Raw genomic sequence first — 17040 nt, 5'->3', positions numbered from 1 at the left:
ACTGCAGAGTCAATAATCACAGTCAAATGAGTCTCTCAACGTAGAACTCATTATCAATCAGACATAAAAAAACCAGCCATTAGGCTGGTTTTTTATTTTGCTCAATCAAGCAAAAAGGTTTCCGCTAGCATTTATGCTTCTGGGCGCATCGCTGGGAATAGGATCACGTCACGAATGGTATGCGTGTTGGTAAACAGCATAACCAAACGATCGATACCAATACCTTGACCTGCAGTTGGCGGTAAACCGTGCTCTAGTGCGCGGATATAATCAGCGTCGTAGAACATCGCTTCATCATCACCCGCATCTTTCGCGTCAACTTGCGCCTTAAAGCGGCTATCTTGATCTTCTGCATCGTTAAGCTCAGAGAAACCATTAGCCACTTCACGGCCGCCGATAAAGAACTCGAAACGGTCAGTGATAAAATGGTTATCATCGTTACGACGTGCCAGTGGAGAGATATCTGCTGGGTAGCCAGTAATGAACGTAGGCTGCATTAGCTGTGTTTCAGCCGTTTCACCAAATATTTCTTCAAGCAGCTGACCACAAGTCCAGAACTTCTCGATTGTCATACCAAGGCTCTTAGCCAGGTTACGCATAAACTCAACGTCTTTAACTTCATCGTAAGTCATAGACTGAATCGTTTCGTTGTCTGGGTTGTACTTCTTAATCGCATCTAACATGCTTAAACGCGCGTAAGGGCCACCAAAGTCAACAGTGTGCTCGCCATATGGAAGCTGCGTTGAACCACAAAGTTCAGTCGCAATTGAACTTAGCATCTCTTCGGTAAGATCCATCAGATCGTTAAAATCTGCGTAGGCCATATAGAATTCCATCATAGTGAATTCTGGGTTATGGCGCGGAGACAAACCTTCGTTACGGAAGTTACGGTTAACTTCAAACACACGTTCAAAACCACCAACCACTAAGCGCTTAAGATATAGCTCAGGTGCGATACGCAGGTACATCGCCATATCAAGTGCATTATGGTGCGTCTCAAATGGACGTGCGGTAGCGCCACCAGGAATGCTGTGCATCATTGGTGTTTCGACTTCCATGAACTCTTTTTTAATCATAAAGTTACGGATAGATGCAACCACTTTAGAACGCATAATGAAAGCATTACGCGACTCTTCATTAACGATTAAGTCAACGTAGCGTTGGCGGTAACGTGTTTCTTGATCTGACAATCCGTGAAACTTTTCAGGCAATGGACGCAGTGCTTTAGTCAGCAACTGGTACTGTTCCATGTTCACGTAAAGATCGCCTTTACCTGACAGGTGTAGCTTACCGGTCACACCGATAATGTCACCAATGTCTAAACCTTGGAAAGTCGCTTTAAGATCTTTTTGAACATCTTTACCTGCATAGGCTTGGATGCGGCCAGACACGTCTTGGATCACCAAGAACGGGCCACGCTTAGCCATAACACGGCCGGCGATTGAACGCTGGATGTCCATGCCTTCAAGCTCTTCTTTAGTGAAGTGACCGTATTCAGTTTGAATATCGGCAGCCTTGTGTTTTCGATCGAAGTTGTTCGGGTGACCGTTTGCTGGGCAGTTCGCGCGAATGTGATCTAACTTGGCACGGCGTTCCGCAATTAACTTGTTCTCGTCTTGGGTTTGTTCAGTCATCTTCTTCTCTCGTTAAAGGCCAGATTTAAGGCTAGCTTCAATAAACTTGTCCAGATCGCCATCTAAAACGCTCTGGGTATTTCGGTTTTCAACGCCGGTACGTAGATCTTTAATACGTGCATCATCGAGCACGTATGAACGGATCTGACTGCCCCAACCAATATCTGATTTGGCATCTTCGGCGGCTTGCTTATCGGCGTTTTGTCTAAGCATTTCTAGCTCATACAATTTCGCTTTTAACTGTTTCATCGCAGCGTCACGGTTCTTATGCTGCGAACGGTCATTCTGACACTGCACCACCGTATTGGTTGGCACATGCGTAATACGAATCGCAGATTCGGTCTTGTTCACGTGCTGGCCACCCGCACCTGAGGCGCGGTAGGTGTCAATTCTGAGATCCGAAGGATTAATATCAATCTCAATCGAATCGTCTAATTCTGGGTAAACAAATACCGAACAGAAAGAGGTGTGACGTTTACCTGATGAATCAAATGGTGACTTACGCACTAAACGGTGTACGCCAGTCTCGGTACGCAGTGAACCAAAAGCATACTCACCGGTAAACTTAATAGTGGCGCCTTTAATACCGGCGACATCACCATCGGTGACTTCAATCAGCTCAGGCTTATAGTCGTGAGCATCGCCCCAACGCAAGAACATACGCAGTACCATATTGGCCCAATCTTGCGCTTCTGTTCCGCCGGAACCTGACTGAATATCTAAGTAACTATTTGATATATCATGTGGACCTGAGAACATGCGGCGGAATTCGAGTTCCTCTAACCGTTTCTCAAGATCATCTAATTCTGTGCTTGCATCATTGAAGGTGTCTTCATCGTCCTCTTCAATGGCAAGTTCTAGCAATCCTTGAATATCTTCTAGACCGCTATCCATGTCGTCGATAGTTTTAACGATCGCTTCAAGTGCTGCACGTTCTTTACCTAGCGCCTGAGCATTATCAGGATCATTCCAAACTTCGGCGTTCTCAAGTTCTCGGTTAACTTCTTCTAGACGCTCACTCTTGGCATCGTAGTCAAAGATACCCCCGAAGAAGGTCGGTACGGTCAGCGAGCTCCTTGATTTTGAATTTAACTGGATTTACTTCAAACATGATTTAATCAACTTTTTAATTAATTTTACTGACGACAGATAACAGCAGAAACAGTCCGCGTCTATCGTCTCAATTATCAATAGATACACAGCCCGCTATTTTAACCCATGCATGGGTTGAAACCTAGCTGCAAAAGCAATCAAAACCGCAATTTTATTCAACATTTTAAACTTAGGTGACATAAAGCCACTTTCAGCCCTCTATTCTGCCATTTAACGACAACGCGCAAAATGAGAAAATGGTGAATTCATTTGCAAAATCTGCAAACCAACCACTCCATTACTATAATAAAAATACCGTTAAATATTGAAGCGATTATGCCATTGAACCAGCCATCACATGAACAAGGTCTGACATGTCGCTATCATGAAGACAACACCCATATTTGCCATGAACCTGCCGGAGAGTCGGGGTTATGCTATTGGCATGACCCTAAATTTATTAAGAATAGGCCTGAAGATATTCAACAGCTTGAACAGTATGCAAACCGCGGTGGTCAGCTCAGGGGGATCAGTCTCAACCACGCTAAACTCGCCGGAATCGACTTGGTACGTCACCATCAAAAAATCGGCTATGACCTTAGTAACGCCGAACTCTATCGCGCCGATTTAAGCGGTGGGCACCTGTTCAACATTAACTTCAGTAATGCCAGCTTGATGAAAGCAGACCTGCGGGAAGCCAATCTGCATTGCGCTAATCTTAGTGGCTGTAATTTACTCGGCATCAAATGGGTTGGTTCTAAGATAGAAAACATGCAAGCAGGCAAAGTATTACGCCAAGAACAGCTGGCTCGTGTGGCGGAGCAAAGTGGTCATAAAGAGCAAGCATTGGACTACTTTCAACAAGCTGAAGAGATCTACCGCGATCTACGAAAAGCCGCTGAACGTGAAGGCCTGTTCGCCATGTCTGGCAAATACATTCGTAAAGAACTCACCATGCGTCGCCACCAAATGCCTAAACACTGCCTTAAACGCTTTCTATCAAAAGCAATTGACCTATTTTGTGGCTATGGCGAAGCACCATTGAGAGTCATTGGCTTCTCACTTGCGCTGATCCTTTTCAGCGCGATCCTGTATTTTTTCACAGGTCTAAACTTCGATGGCGAGATACATCAGTTTAATTTAAATAATAGTTTTTACAGTAACTTAATTATTTTTCTTAACTGCATATATTACTCGGTAGTGACCTTTACCACACTCGGTTATGGCGACTTTACCCCAATTGGTATTTCTAGAGCCATTGCCGCATTCGAAGCCTTTACTGGCAGCTTCACTATCGCGTTATTCGTGGTGGTATTTGTGAAAAAGATGACCCGCTAAGGAAGACAAGAACAGCCTTCTTGTTCGAGTCTTTATTATAATTGGTGAAGCACCACTGCGTTGAGCAAGCACTGCTTCATTAGCTCAAAAGGCTAATGCGCAGCTAACAAACTTTGGGACAAAAGTGCGTTACCTTCAGGCAAAGGCGGTTCCAATGACCAGCGGTCGGCGCATGTGCAGACGCCACTGAGGCTCGCTTTTCGCCGTCCATGGCCGCTCCGCGGTTTCATCCCTGAAACCGAAGGCCTCAGCTGCATCTGCATCTGCACTGGGTTGGAAAAGCACAATCGTTTAGCATTTGAGTTTTCAAATTTGAAAGCATAGATCTAAGTACGTACTCCTCGCTAACGAATAACACCCATTCCCCATCGGAGTTGCCGAAGTGCGTAGATAAAAATGCCGTAGAACCATCAAGGATGATGGGCCAGGCTCGGGGGTACATGGATGTACCATCTGAGCCGTTAGGCGATTTTTATTGGAGTATGAGGCCCGTACTTAACGCATGTAACTTCGTCTGGGGCGCTGAGGGATTGTCAAGGGGCGCAAGCGCTTTGCCCCTTGACTCTGGTGTGGGCGAAGCGCCACGACTTTGGTCAAGCGCAGCTTGATGCATTTGTGCTTCCAATGACCTGCGGCAGACGCATATGCAGACACAGCTGAGACTCGCTGCAAGTCCACCCATAGAAGCTATGAATGGACAAACAACGACACCACCAATACAAACACTACCTAGCGCACACTTACAAACCCACACTCACAAGTCAGTGCACATTTCCATCAGCCTTTGTGAATCCACTAGCAAATACAGCAGAAAAATAAGCGCCAATTTCTGCGTAAAAAAAGTGCGAGGGTATACTCAAAAGCATCAAGTATCGTCGAGTCCATACTCAGAGCGCGCACTTTGACAATCGAGACCTAGCGTCTCAATAAAATGTCGAAAGCTGTGAACCTCAATAACTAAAAGGCCCTTGCGATGAAACAAATACGTATTGATGGCATCACCCTTACTGCCAATCAACAAGATACCCTACTCGATGTAGCGCTTAACGCTAATATCGCGATCCCCAATTTGTGTAAAAGCCCTGCAAGCTCATTGGTCACCAACACTAAGCAGCACTGTAATCTCTGCCATGTTGAACTTAAAAATGCAGATGGCAAGCTCAACACCGTTCGCGCCTGTGAAACCAAAGTCGCTGATATTGACTCACAATATATTGACGTTATCACTCAATCAGCCGCACTCAGTAAACAGCGTAAAGCCGCGTTACACACCATATTATCTGACCACTTTGCCGACTGCGAAGCACCATGCCAAACCGCTTGTCCTGCGGGGGTCGATGTACAATCTTACCTGCACCACATAGCACAAGGCGACCACCGCGAAGCGGTTAAAGTGATTAAGCAAACGCTGCCACTTCCGTTGTCGATTGGTCGTGTCTGCCCCGCTTTTTGCGAAACAGAATGTCGACGAGGCCTGGTTGACGAACCCGTGGCTATTCGCCAGCTAAAACGTCATGCTGCGGATCTGGACCTTGAAGGTGATGCCCCTTACGTTCCCCCTAAAAAGCCGGCCACCGACAAAAAGGTCGCCATTATAGGCAGTGGGCCGGCGGGGATCTCAGCAGGCTATTACTTGTCGAATAATGGCCATGATGTCACGGTCTTTGAGTCTATGCCGCAAGCTGGCGGTTGGTTAAGATACGGTATTCCAGAGTATCGTTTACCTAAAGCTATTCTTGATAAAGAGATTGATCTGCTATGCAAAAATGGTCTGGATATTCAGACGAATGTTCGCCTGGGTCGAGATATTCATTTAAACGGTTTACTGGCCGATTTTGATGCTGTCTGTCTGGCCATTGGTGCGCAAAAAGCCGTGCCAATGAACTACCCTGGCATCGAACTCGATGGTTGTTATTTAGGCGTTGACTACCTTAAAGATTATTGCACTGAAAAGACCTACCAAACAGGCCTGAAAGTGGCGGTTATTGGCGGCGGTAATACCGCCATCGATTGCGCTCGCACGGCAAAACGTGATGGCGCCGATGTGACCTTAATCTATCGTCGTACTCGCGATGAGATGCCAGCTGAGCCTTATGAAATTCATGAAGCTGAACAAGAAGGCATTAAGTTCCATTTCTTAACTAATCCAATTGAAAACCATAGCGATGATGCTGGCCGGGTTAATCAGGTCACATTCGAAATAATGGCACTCGGTGATGCCGATGCTTCGGGTCGTCGCTCGCCAAAACCCACAGGTGAGACCTTTGTTGAAGCCTTTGATACCGTGATCCCTGCGGTTTCGCAAACACCAGACATGAGTTTTTTAGATCACCCAGAGAGCAAATTGGCGACTGGCGAAGTGGCGCTGACTCGATGGAATACATTTGAAGGCTGTGAACATACGATGTCTGCGGGGCTTTCCGCTGGACTCGATAAACTGTTTGTCATTGGTGACTCTCGAACAGGACCTGCCACTGCCGTTGCTGCGGTTGCCGATGGCAGAAAAGCCGCCGATGCCATTGAAAAACTGCTAACACAAGGGCTGACCTGTGAGCTTGATAAACAGCTATTCAACTCCACTAAAGCCGCCAAAACGAACCAATTAGCCACGCTTGGCACCGATGCACTTTACCCCGATACCGAGCAGCAATTACGCAGTAAAATGCCAGAGTTGGCAAAGCTACAACGCGCGCTTAATTTCAGCGAAGTAGAACTCGGTTTTGCTCCCGATGAAGCGATGAAAGAGGCGGCTCGTTGCCTCGAGTGTGCTTGTCAGGTCAACACCGACTGTAAACTACGAGATTACGCCACCGAGTATAAAGTCAAAGCGGCAGAACTTGATATCAGCAAGGCACAGCATTTTAGCGTCGACACCAGCGCCCCCTTTATCACTTTCGATGCCAACCGCTGTATTAGCTGCGGCGCCTGTGTGGAAACCTGTAAAGGAGCCAGTGGTCACAATGCTATCTGCTTTGAAAAAGACCATTACCACGCGCTCCCCTCTTCTGTTGACGCAGCCCAGCGCAATGCTCCGAGAGTGGGCTTTAGCGCCACCATGAATGACAGTGATTGCGTACAATGTGGAAACTGTGTGCAAGTTTGCCCAACGGGGGCTCTGGTCGATTCTCGCGATAAGACGCAGGGCTTAACCGCTGAGCTTAAGCAACCATTGGAAACGGTATCCACCATTTGCACCTACTGCGGCATTGGTTGCCGTGTTGAGATGCACGTTGATAAACAAAAGAATCAAATTCGCCATATTAACGGCGATAAAAATTCCCCCGTCAACGCAGGTATGCTTTGCGTTAAGGGCCGTTTTGGTTTTGACTTTGTCAACAGTGACAAGCGCCTAACAACGCCACTTATTCGTAAAAATGGTGTGCTAACGCCAGCCAGCTGGCAAGAGGCTATTACCCATATTGGTAATCAATTTAGCAAGATTAAAGCCGTGTATGGGGCAAAATCCATAGCAGGTTTGTCATCGGCTAAGGCCACCAACGAAGACAATTTTCTATTCCAGAAGCTGTTTCGCAGCGTTATTGGTAACAATAATATCGATCACTGCGCTCGACTTTGCCATGCATCAACGGTTACGGCGCTCCGCGAGAGCATAGGCAGCGGTGCCATGACCAATGACATTCCCAGCATTAAAGACTCGGATCTAATATTTATCATTGGATCTGACACCGAAAGTGCCCATCCCATTATTGCTTCACATATTAAACTGGCAATAAAGGATCATGGCGCACGCTTAATCGTTGCCGACCCTAAGAGAGTCTCTATCGCCGATAAAGCCCAGCTTTATGTCGCGCAAAAGCCAGGCACAGATGTGATGCTGCTGAATGCGATTATGCAGCAGATCATCAAGAATGATTGGCATGATTTAGACTATATCCAACAGCGTGTCGATGGCTTTAGCGATCTTTTTGATGAAGTGATGAGCGATGACTACAGCCCAGAAAATACCGCGATAATCACCGGAGTAGAAGCAGACGATATCGTTGAGATGGCTCGTCTCATTGGCACCGCGAAAAAAACCGCCATTTACTATGCGATGGGGATTACCCAGCATACTTCTGGCCATGACAATGTCACAGCGATCTCTAACTTACAGCTACTGTGCGGCAATATCGGTATGAAAGGCGCTGGTATCAACCCTCTGCGTGGCCAAAGTAATGTACAGGGCGCTTGCGATATGGGCGCGTTGCCTAATTACTTTAGTGGTTATCAAAAACTGGATGACCCGTTAGTCCAAATGCGCTTTAGAAAAGCCTGGGGCAAAGACGATCTGCCATCAGAGATAGGTGTGTCGGCCACCGAGATGATGCAGGGTCTGACCCATGGTTCACTCAAAGCCCTATATGTCATGGGTGAAAACCCAGTACTGAGTGACCCAGACCAAAAGCATGTACTTGCTGGTTTAAAGGCCTCTGAGTTCATCGTGGTACAAGATATCTTCTTAACCGAAACTGCCGAGCTTGCTGATGTGGTATTGCCTGCCGCTGCATTTGCGGAAAAGCTGGGACACTTTACCAATACTGAACGCCGAGTGCAGCAGCTACTCCCTGCGGTGACTCCTCCAGGAGAGGCCAAGAACGACTGGGAGATAATTCAACTTATTGCCAAACAAATGGGTGAAGACTGGCATTATCAATCAGAGAGACAGATTTGGCATGAGATAACCGAAGTCACGCCGCAGTATCGTGGTATTACCTGGAAAATGATCGACAGTGAAACGGCTAATGGTCGCCAAGGGTTACAGTGGCCCTGTCCAGCTGAAGGTCACCCGGGCACACCAATACTGCATAGCAAGCAGTTTACCCATGGCAAAGGCCAGATGCGCCCGGTGCAATATAGACTCCCGGCTGAAATGCCGTGCGCTGAATACCCACTAATACTGTCTACAGGACGCTTACTCGAGCAGTTCCATACCGGCACACTCACCCGTAAAACCCCAGGGCTTAACGAGCTTGGCAAGCCCAGGGTGATGATCTCGGTATTTGACGCTGAGCAATTGCAAATACACAACGGCGACAGACTTAAATTATCGACCCGACGTGGTGAGATTGAGATAGATGCGTTTGTGACTAAACGTGCGCAAGCGGGTGTTATCTTCTTGCCATTTCATTTCGCAGAGTCCGCAGCCAATAAACTCACGATTAATGCCTTAGATCCCGTGGCTAAAATCCCAGAATTAAAGGTGTGCGCAGTAAAAGTTGAAAAGGTGATGGTAGTCGAACCTGCCTAGGGGCTGATATCGCCACTGAGAGATTACTGATATCAAAAAGCCGCAGAGAATATCTGCGGCTTTTTAGTCAGCGCGATGAACACTTACGTTATTATTAAGCGATGACTGCAGAAATTAAACCACCAGAAATGGCAAAACCGGCCACCAGAATAAAGATATTCGGCTTGAATATTTTAAACAGACCAAAACCTAATACCACCAGTGCCATATCTAATGGCGACAGCACAGCACTGCTAAAGATAGGGTTATAGAGCGCCGCTAACAAGAACCCCACCACACACGCATTAACCCCCGCGATTGCACCCGTCACCTTAGGTCGACTACTAATCGCATGCCAGCTTTTAAGCGCGACTAACATAAGTAAAAAGCCGGGGAGGAAAATGGCTAAAGTCGCCACCAGTGCCCCCACTAACGGTTGCGACACCCAAATTTCAGCACCGAGAAAAGCCGCCAACGCAAACATAGGTCCAGGAACGGCCTGTGCCAAGGCATAACCCGTTAGAAACTGATCGTTATTGATGGTGTCGCCAATACTCGATTGCAGTAAAGGCAGTACCACATGCCCGCCACCAAACACCATGCTACCCACTTGATAAAACTGACTGAATAACTCGGTAAGATTGCTAATTCCCGCTTGCGTAGACAGGCCTATTGCCACTAAAGATGCGATCAGCAAACCCGCAAAAAGACTCAACCAAAAGAAATTCAGCTGCACAGGTTCTTGAGCTGGAGAATGTGTATCGCTGTCGTCAGTCGCTGAGAGGTAATAGCGGCCAACAATGGCTGCTATTACCAATAGTGAAAATTGAATGAGCATTGCAGGTTGCAGCAAAATCACCACACAACTAAATACCATCAATAACTTCGCTTGTTTACGTTGGCAAAATTGCTTAAACATAATCAAGATGGCGTCAGCCACTACCACCACGGCCAACAACTTAAGGCCATGTATCACGCCTTGAGCCATTGAATAGTCCAGCCATTGACTGCTGGTTACCGCTAATAAGAAAAGTAAAATAAACGACGGCAGCGTGAAACCTAAAAAAGCAGCAAGGCCGCCTAATAAGCCACCTCTATGATAACCAATCGCAAAACCAACCTGGCTCGAACCTGGGCCAGGCATAAACTGGCTTAGCGCCACCAGACTGGCATAGTGCTTATCATCAAGCCATTGCAGCTCCTGCACAAATGTCTGTCTAAAATACCCTATATGAGCCGCGGGCCCGCCAAACGAGATTAAACCAAGAGAAAAAAATCGAATAAATATCTGTAGCATGGTCAACTTCCAAAGTGAAAACGGCCAAAGAATATGACATAAAGATGACAGTTTAATGAAGCGCCCAGCACAAAGCTAAATTAATTTTAGCGATAAACTTTAATGGGCTTAATCCAGTTGCAATTGATTGAAATCTGCCAATGCATTACGGCTGCCAATATGCGACTCAAGCCAACCCAGCACTTCGACCGCTGTGGTTCGATAAGTCGTCAGTTTGCCACCATAGAGTGTGAGTAGATGCGGATGGGATGAGCTGGTTTGCTGCAAAGTGTCACGGGGGCGATCAAACGCATTCCCTTGCTGCTTTGGCAGCACTCGCACTCCACAGAAGGTATCCAGAATACGAGATTTCAAACTGTCGATATCCCCCATTGATGGAAAATAATGGCCATAAATACCCAGTAAATAATCAACTTCAGATTCAGTAGGCGTTGGGCGCCCCGTCATTTCATCAAGCACGACTTCGGTGGTGCCAATCAGTGTTTTTCCATTCCATGGCATCACAAAAACAACCCGTTTATCGAAACAAGACTCAAGATACAAAATGCCATCGTTTGCCGCTATATCCAGTAATAAATGGCTACCTTGCACCCATTCAATAGGCACTGGCGATACAACAGGCGTCACGCAATTGAGTACATCATTAACCCAAGGGCCAGCGGCATTCACCACCGCAAGCGCTTCGACTTCATGTTGTTGTCCTTGGCATTCATAACGCACAACACAATGCCTTTTCTGGTGATCTATTTGGGTGCATTTAGCATGTTCAAGTACATATGCGCCCATACTACGCGCATTTTTCACCACAGATTCGGTGAGTCGTTTATCGTCTGTTTGCGCGTCCCAATACTGGTAAAGCGCTTTAAGCCCGACAAGTTTAAGCCCCTTTATTTTTGCCCAATGCACTGAGGGAATAGACTTAAATTGGCCTAGAGAATCAAAATTACTCAACATAGAATATAAGCTTAGCCCCGCTCTTATCGCCATAGAGCTTCTGCGACTATCTTCATAAACGGGGATATAAAACGGGATAGGATTGACTAAAGAGGGTGCGAGTTTTAACAGTGCACGACGCTCTGCAAGAGATTGCCTCACTAAAGCTAACTGGCCAGTCTCTAAATAACGTAAGCCACCATGAATAAGTTTGCTGGAGTTAGCTGAGGTTTGACCGGCAATCACGCCCTTTTCCAATAACGTGACACTGTATCCTGCTGCAGCGGCGCACTGAGCGATGCCAGCACCATTAATACCACCACCAACAATAACTAGATCAACTGCTGACATTTCACCTCCATGCGTCTATTCGTCTATTCGTCTATTCGTCTTTTCGTCTTTTCGTCTATTCGTCTATTCGTCTATTCGTCTATTCGTCTATTCGTCTATTCGTCTTTATTAAGTATTATCTGAATTGCCACCAGTCACAACTATTAACCGCATTACCATTCATCTCAAACGGCACAGGGACTCACCTTTACCCCTTTGAATGGCTAAGTTCGGTGTAGATATCATCACAAAGTAATTTTAACTGGCTTAACTTTTCAACCGACGTTCTTAACTGGCACATCATCTGCTCTGGCACCTTTTCAGCTGCGAGCTTTAGCGTTTTCGCCGCATCGGTGATATGCAGCACCCGCACTCTTTCGTCGAGTTCACTACGTCCTCTAAGCACCATACCTTTGGTTTCCAAGCGCTTAAGCAGCGGTGTTAACGTGCCTGAGTCTAGGTGCAGCGCGTTACCCAGTTCCTTCACGCTAATGCCATCACTTTCCCATAGCACCATCATGACTAAATATTGTGGATAGGTAAGATCTAACTTTTCCAGTAAAGGTCGGTAAGCCCTCACCATCGCATTTGTTGCACTGTACAACGAAAAACACACTTGATTATCAAGACATAGCGGATCACGTGTTTGATCAATTGACATTTATTTGAACCCTTTAAAACTTAATTGTGCACAATATACTTGCGTTGAACATAAAAATCGATATAAACTTGCTAGCAATTGAATTGCACGCAACTTAAATGACAAAGGATTTACCATGAAAACAATTTATCAAACAACTGCAAACGCAACAGCTGGACGTAACGGTGTCGCTAAAACAGAAGACGGTCTACTTAATGTCAATCTTAGCTACCCAAAAGAGATGGGCGGTGCGGGCAATGCGACTAATCCAGAACAGCTTTTTGCAGCCGGTTATGCGGCATGTTTCTCCAACGCCATATTACACGTTGCACGAGAGCAAAAAATAGCCATCAATGCTGCCCCCGTTAGTGCAACCATAGGGATTGGTGCTAATGAGTCTGGCGGATTTGCACTGACTGCAGCGCTGATGATTGAACTCGACCTTGAACAAGAGTCGGCGATGGAATTGGTGCGTATCGCGCACCAGGTTTGCCCTTATTCGAATGCTATTCGCAATAATATTGATGTTAAATTAACCGTGAATCAACAAGTATTAAAATAATTCATCTGGCTAGAATACAGTCAATTTTTTGTCATTTAATGGGGTTACTATCAAGGAAAGTGAGTATTTCTGGGGCCCCAATTTTATGGCACCCTATTTTAATCCGTTTTTGACCGTGCTTTAGTCGTAACTGAACGATTAAAGTGCATTGCATTTAATACCGCAATAACATAAATTCCTCTGCATAAAATCAAGGAAGATGCTGCTTAAGCTGATTTTTAAAGACTTATATTTTACAAAGGAATGCTAAAAAATGAAGTTTATAGTCATAATCGGCTTTATCATCGCCAATTTAACTGCTGCCAATGTGATGGCACAATGCGTCGAAAAAATACATATTACCGATATCCCCTATGCGAAAAACAGCTCTTACTTCAGCACTGAATATAGCGTTCAACTTGACGACATAATGGCCCACTATCAGTCCCAATCGGGTTATCTGCTGTTAGAGTTTAAATTGAACAAAGTGCAACGTAACGAAGACGTCAAACACTACAATAAGTGGCTGGCGAACAGAAGGGTTGTTCGGATTAGAACTTACTTGAATAATGCTGCTTATCCAGCGCCGATTATTAGCCGTATTTTAACCGCCAGCAGTGAACCCGAGCGTTCGGTTGCCATTATCTGGTGTGACACACAAGTCAATGACATCAACCTTCGCATAGCAAAATTCAGTGAAGTCACTCCTAGTATTCAATAAGCCAAAATATTCGATAAAGCTAGCTGAAATGGGCTTAAATCATCATCGAGTTAACAAGCTTGAGAATTAGCCCTTCGACGAAGCAATAGCTACCGTCCAAACGACCTAAACATGTTGTTAACACTAAAACTGTCCCATTATAGGCCTCTTATTTATTCCAACCTTAACTAACTGATTATAAAATCAGTTAAAAGTTTCAAAATATTATTAAAAATTGGTGGTTGTTCCCAAAAGTAATTTATTCGAGAATGCGCCCACAAATTTGACACATTAATTTATCAATTAGACCTCAATTCAGTAAAGTATCTAATACTAATCGATTCAATCATGCTTCTTCTGCCCATTTGGAGTTCCTATGGCCAAATACATTTTACTCTTAGTAACACTGCTATTGTCGAGCTTCGCACTCCCCACCTTTGCTGCGTCGGCATCAGAGCAACCCACGGTTTGGCATTACACGAATGATGCAGGAGAACTAAAAGTTAAGCTGTATTTTTTCTGGTCACAAACCTGCCCACACTGTAAAGAAGCACATCCCTTTATTGATAGTCTGCCTGAACGCTACCCCTGGATAGAACTTGAAGCTCATCTGATTTCAGATCCAGAGACGATGACGATTTGGCAAGACATTGCTAAACAAACCGGCACAGAAGCTCGCTCCGTGCCTTACTTTGCCAGTGGTAAAAAAGCGGTCATCGGTTACAGCAGCCAAGCCGTCACCGGAGAATTTTTAGTTGATCGCTTAAAATCATATTACATTTCACTTGGGGGTAAACTTACTGCAGAAACCGCCAATACACATACGGCTGACACACCGGCCAGCTCAGGGGCTTTCTTTGAAACCTGCAGTGAATCTGCCAGCGCTGGCACTTGTGATCTAGGGCTTGATAGCACTAGCGAAATTAGCACATCAGATGTGCAGCCGGTTGAGTTACCACTTATCGGAGTCGTTCACCCTGAACAGATGTCGTTACCACTGCTGACGGTGGTGCTCGCGGGTGTTGATGCATTTAATCCATGCGCATTCTTCGTATTACTGTTTCTTTTATCCATCATGGTTAATGCAAAGAGTCGCGCCAGAATGCTGATTGTGGGAGGGATTTTTGTATTCTTTTCCGGTTTTATCTATTTCATTTTCATGAGTGCATGGCTCAATATATTCCAACTCCTCGGCGCGGGAAGCGACGGTGGCTGGATTATTCTCGGTGCAGGTATGCTCGCCCTTGTCGCGGGAGCGGTGAATATAAAGGACTACTTCTTTACTAAAGGAGAAGTCACCTTATCGATGTCTGCCGAAAATAGAACCGGCCTTATCAAGCGCATGGGGAAACTCACCAGTGCGAGCAGCATGACCGCAATGATTGCCGGTACCGTAGTGCTGTCTATTCTTGCTAACGCTTATGAATTACTGTGTACCGCTGGCTTTCCAATGATCTATACCAGTGTGCTTTCAATGCACGATCTTCCGACAATGGAACGCTATATGTACCTTGCGTTTTACAACATTGTTTATGTGATCCCACTGGCCATTATCGTCATCGCTTTTAGTGTCTCTTTAGGAAAGCGTAAGCTCACTGAAAAAGAGGGACAGACCCTAAAATTAATGTCCGGCATTATGATGGTGGGTCTAGGAGGGATGTTGGCAATTGATCCCACGGCTTTACAGAATGTGATGTTGGCGATTGGGCTTATCTTAAGCTCTATTGTTATCACCTTTATCATCACTTTTACTCGCAAAGCGATTGAGAAAAAAAACAAAATAAGCTCGGCTAAATAGGATTTAATACGGCGTTACATACTGTAACAAGGAAACACTTAAGCGATAGTGTGTAGCGCCGATATAACATTAAATCCCTTTATCACGAGTCCACTATGAGTATTTCATTATCAACCCCCAACCTTGAGCCTAATATGAGTCATGGCGGTGTAGGTTTAAAAGTTGCTCAGATGTCAAAAGAGCAGCAAAAAATTGAGGGGGATATTGCGCTTAAATTGATAGAGTCTGCTTTGCCACAAACGGCGCCAGCCCCTGTTGGAAATGCAGGCCATATTATTAGCACTAAAGCCTAGAATGAATGAAGGGTGCTAAAGGTTAGTGCTCTGCTCATCGCTACAGACCGTATTTCTACCGGCTGATTTAGCGCGATACAACATGCGATCAGCCATTTTAACAAGATTGTCTTTACTCATCCCGTCCTCCCACTGAGCAATACCTTGCGATAATGTGACCCATTCTGAGACATCAGAACAGGGGTGGATTAATTCGGCTTCTGCTAGCAAACTTTTGACCTTATCAGCCACATGGATGGCACCGAGCAGATCCGTATTGGGCAAGGCAATAACAAACTCCTCACCCCCATAGCGTGCAACGAGATCTCGAGGGCGGCTAACCGCCGCGCTGATAATCTCAGCGACCTTAACTAACTGTTCGTCACCCGCTTGGTGTCCCAACGTGTCATTTAGACGTTTAAAGAAATCAATATCGAGCAAGATAATCGCTAATGCATGGTTATTACGCTCAGATGCACGGATCTCTTGCGCCAATATTTCATCAAAATGACGACGATTACTGATATTCGTCAGGCCATCTATTAGCGCTAACCGTTTAAATTGTTTTACTAACTTTTGCTTTTCAAAATCTCGAATAACGGCCTTAACGAACCATCCAGAAATGATCTTTTGCCCTGACATGATAATAGCCAGTACACAGACAAATTTGGTCAGTGGAAATACCGGCGCGTCAGGATACTCATATAATCGATAAACACAGGAAAACAGCAGAAAAGGTAAGATTGCTAACAACATCACCTTACGGTTGGGGAATAAAGCAAACACAAATACCAACGCGAGAATGTCGGCGAGCGACTCAATACCCGGCAATGGGTCACTGGATAATTGGACTAAGCCATAGAGCAAATAACACCAAGCCAACACTAACAATATCAGAAAGGTATGACTCTGCTGACTCGTCACTCCATTCAAAGCCAACAATTTAATGACAAAAAAACCAACCACCACCAATACCGTAACGGGTGCGATCTCAGGCAAGATATCTTTGATGTCGTAGAGGCCATGAGCGAAAAAGTAGATGTTTAGTATCACCACTACCACTAAAAACAACGTTATATACATCGCCCAAAAAATTCCTCGTTGAAGAATATTTTGAGTTTCGATTTTGAGCTGATGTTTATATCGATTGCTGTTTAGAATAATGATCCACCAATTAGGCACTTGCCCATCAATGTTAGTCGAATTTTTCAATAAAAAAAGCCAGTAGAGTCTGGCTT

Annotated in this window: 12 protein-coding genes; 6 read left to right on the top strand and 6 right to left on the bottom strand. The window is 45.4% G+C overall.

From position 1 onward, the window contains the following. Positions 1 to 131 precede the first annotated feature (131 nt). Positions 132 to 1634, bottom strand: coding sequence for a lysine--tRNA ligase (lysS, locus tag L2729_RS06025; RefSeq protein WP_248987442.1), 1503 nt, complete (start codon positions 1632 to 1634; stop codon positions 132 to 134). Between the two features lie 12 nt (positions 1635 to 1646). Continuing rightward, positions 1647 to 2745 (bottom strand): peptide chain release factor 2 gene (prfB, locus tag L2729_RS06020; RefSeq protein ID WP_248987441.1). Its coding sequence is split into 2 segments (ribosomal slippage): positions 1647 to 2669 and positions 2671 to 2745, totalling 1098 coding nucleotides; the frame shifts between segments, so codons are not numbered across the junction. A 317-nt stretch (positions 2746 to 3062) separates the two neighbouring features. On the opposite strand from prfB, the gene L2729_RS06015 reads away from it, so the two are divergent. Continuing rightward, positions 3063 to 4064 (top strand): pentapeptide repeat-containing protein, encoded by a 1002-nt coding sequence (locus tag L2729_RS06015; protein WP_248987466.1) that lies wholly within the window; start codon positions 3063 to 3065, stop codon positions 4062 to 4064. Positions 4065 to 5037: 973 nt separating this feature from the next. Further along, positions 5038 to 9312, top strand: a complete 4275-nt coding sequence (gene fdhF / locus L2729_RS06010) for a formate dehydrogenase subunit alpha (RefSeq protein WP_248987440.1) — start codon at positions 5038 to 5040, stop codon at positions 9310 to 9312. A gap of 94 nt (positions 9313 to 9406) precedes the next feature. On the opposite strand, the gene chrA is transcribed toward fdhF, so the two are convergent. The 3 genes from chrA to ohrR form a co-directional block, all read right to left on the bottom strand. Next, positions 9407 to 10588: a chromate efflux transporter gene (gene chrA / locus L2729_RS06005; RefSeq protein WP_248987439.1), complete on the bottom strand. Its 1182-nt coding sequence runs from the start codon at positions 10586 to 10588 to the stop codon at positions 9407 to 9409. A 108-nt stretch (positions 10589 to 10696) separates the two neighbouring features. Next, positions 10697 to 11872 (bottom strand): glycerol-3-phosphate dehydrogenase/oxidase, encoded by a 1176-nt coding sequence (locus L2729_RS06000; protein WP_248987438.1) that lies wholly within the window; start codon positions 11870 to 11872, stop codon positions 10697 to 10699. 187 nt (positions 11873 to 12059) lie between these two features. Further along, positions 12060 to 12512, bottom strand: coding sequence for a transcriptional regulator OhrR (ohrR, locus tag L2729_RS05995; RefSeq protein ID WP_248987437.1), 453 nt, complete (start codon positions 12510 to 12512; stop codon positions 12060 to 12062). 115 nt (positions 12513 to 12627) lie between these two features. Here ohrR and ohr point away from each other — a divergent pair, with 115 nt between their 5' ends. From ohr to L2729_RS05975, 4 genes are all read left to right on the top strand, one after another. Next, entirely contained in the window at positions 12628 to 13053 is a 426-nt protein-coding gene (ohr, locus tag L2729_RS05990; RefSeq protein ID WP_248987436.1) for an organic hydroperoxide reductase Ohr, read from the top strand. Between the two features lie 253 nt (positions 13054 to 13306). Beyond that, positions 13307 to 13753, top strand: coding sequence for a hypothetical protein (locus L2729_RS05985; RefSeq protein ID WP_248987435.1), 447 nt, complete (start codon positions 13307 to 13309; stop codon positions 13751 to 13753). 355 nt (positions 13754 to 14108) lie between these two features. Then, positions 14109 to 15530, top strand: a complete 1422-nt coding sequence (locus L2729_RS05980) for a thioredoxin family protein (protein WP_248987434.1) — start codon at positions 14109 to 14111, stop codon at positions 15528 to 15530. 95 nt (positions 15531 to 15625) lie between these two features. Further along, positions 15626 to 15823 (top strand): cytoplasmic protein, encoded by a 198-nt coding sequence (locus L2729_RS05975; RefSeq protein ID WP_248987433.1) that lies wholly within the window; start codon positions 15626 to 15628, stop codon positions 15821 to 15823. Between the two features lie 15 nt (positions 15824 to 15838). Here L2729_RS05975 and L2729_RS05970 read toward each other — a convergent pair whose 3' ends face one another. Then, on the bottom strand, positions 15839 to 17014 hold the full coding sequence (locus L2729_RS05970; RefSeq protein WP_248987432.1) for a GGDEF domain-containing protein: 1176 nt from the start codon (positions 17012 to 17014) through the stop codon (positions 15839 to 15841). Positions 17015 to 17040 lie beyond the last annotated feature (26 nt).

The sequence above is a fragment of the Shewanella gelidimarina genome, assembly GCF_023283945.1.
Taxonomy (GTDB): Bacteria; Pseudomonadota; Gammaproteobacteria; order Enterobacterales; family Shewanellaceae; genus Shewanella; species Shewanella gelidimarina.
This window is presented reverse-complemented; position numbering and strand designations above follow the sequence as displayed.

Bases quoted from the DNA above. Each gene is read 5' to 3' on its own strand.
- lysS (WP_248987442.1), bottom strand. From the start codon at position 1,634: ATGACTGAACAAACCCAAGACGAGAACAAGTTAATTGCGGAACGCCGT.
- L2729_RS06015 (WP_248987466.1), top strand. From the start codon at position 3,063: ATGCCATTGAACCAGCCATCACATGAACAAGGTCTGACATGTCGCTAT.
- fdhF (WP_248987440.1), top strand. From the start codon at position 5,038: ATGAAACAAATACGTATTGATGGCATCACCCTTACTGCCAATCAACAA.
- chrA (WP_248987439.1), bottom strand. From the start codon at position 10,588: ATGCTACAGATATTTATTCGATTTTTTTCTCTTGGTTTAATCTCGTTT.
- L2729_RS06000 (WP_248987438.1), bottom strand. From the start codon at position 11,872: ATGTCAGCAGTTGATCTAGTTATTGTTGGTGGTGGTATTAATGGTGCT.
- ohrR (WP_248987437.1), bottom strand. From the start codon at position 12,512: ATGTCAATTGATCAAACACGTGATCCGCTATGTCTTGATAATCAAGTG.
- ohr (WP_248987436.1), top strand. From the start codon at position 12,628: ATGAAAACAATTTATCAAACAACTGCAAACGCAACAGCTGGACGTAAC.
- L2729_RS05985 (WP_248987435.1), top strand. From the start codon at position 13,307: ATGAAGTTTATAGTCATAATCGGCTTTATCATCGCCAATTTAACTGCT.
- L2729_RS05980 (WP_248987434.1), top strand. From the start codon at position 14,109: ATGGCCAAATACATTTTACTCTTAGTAACACTGCTATTGTCGAGCTTC.
- L2729_RS05975 (WP_248987433.1), top strand. From the start codon at position 15,626: ATGAGTATTTCATTATCAACCCCCAACCTTGAGCCTAATATGAGTCAT.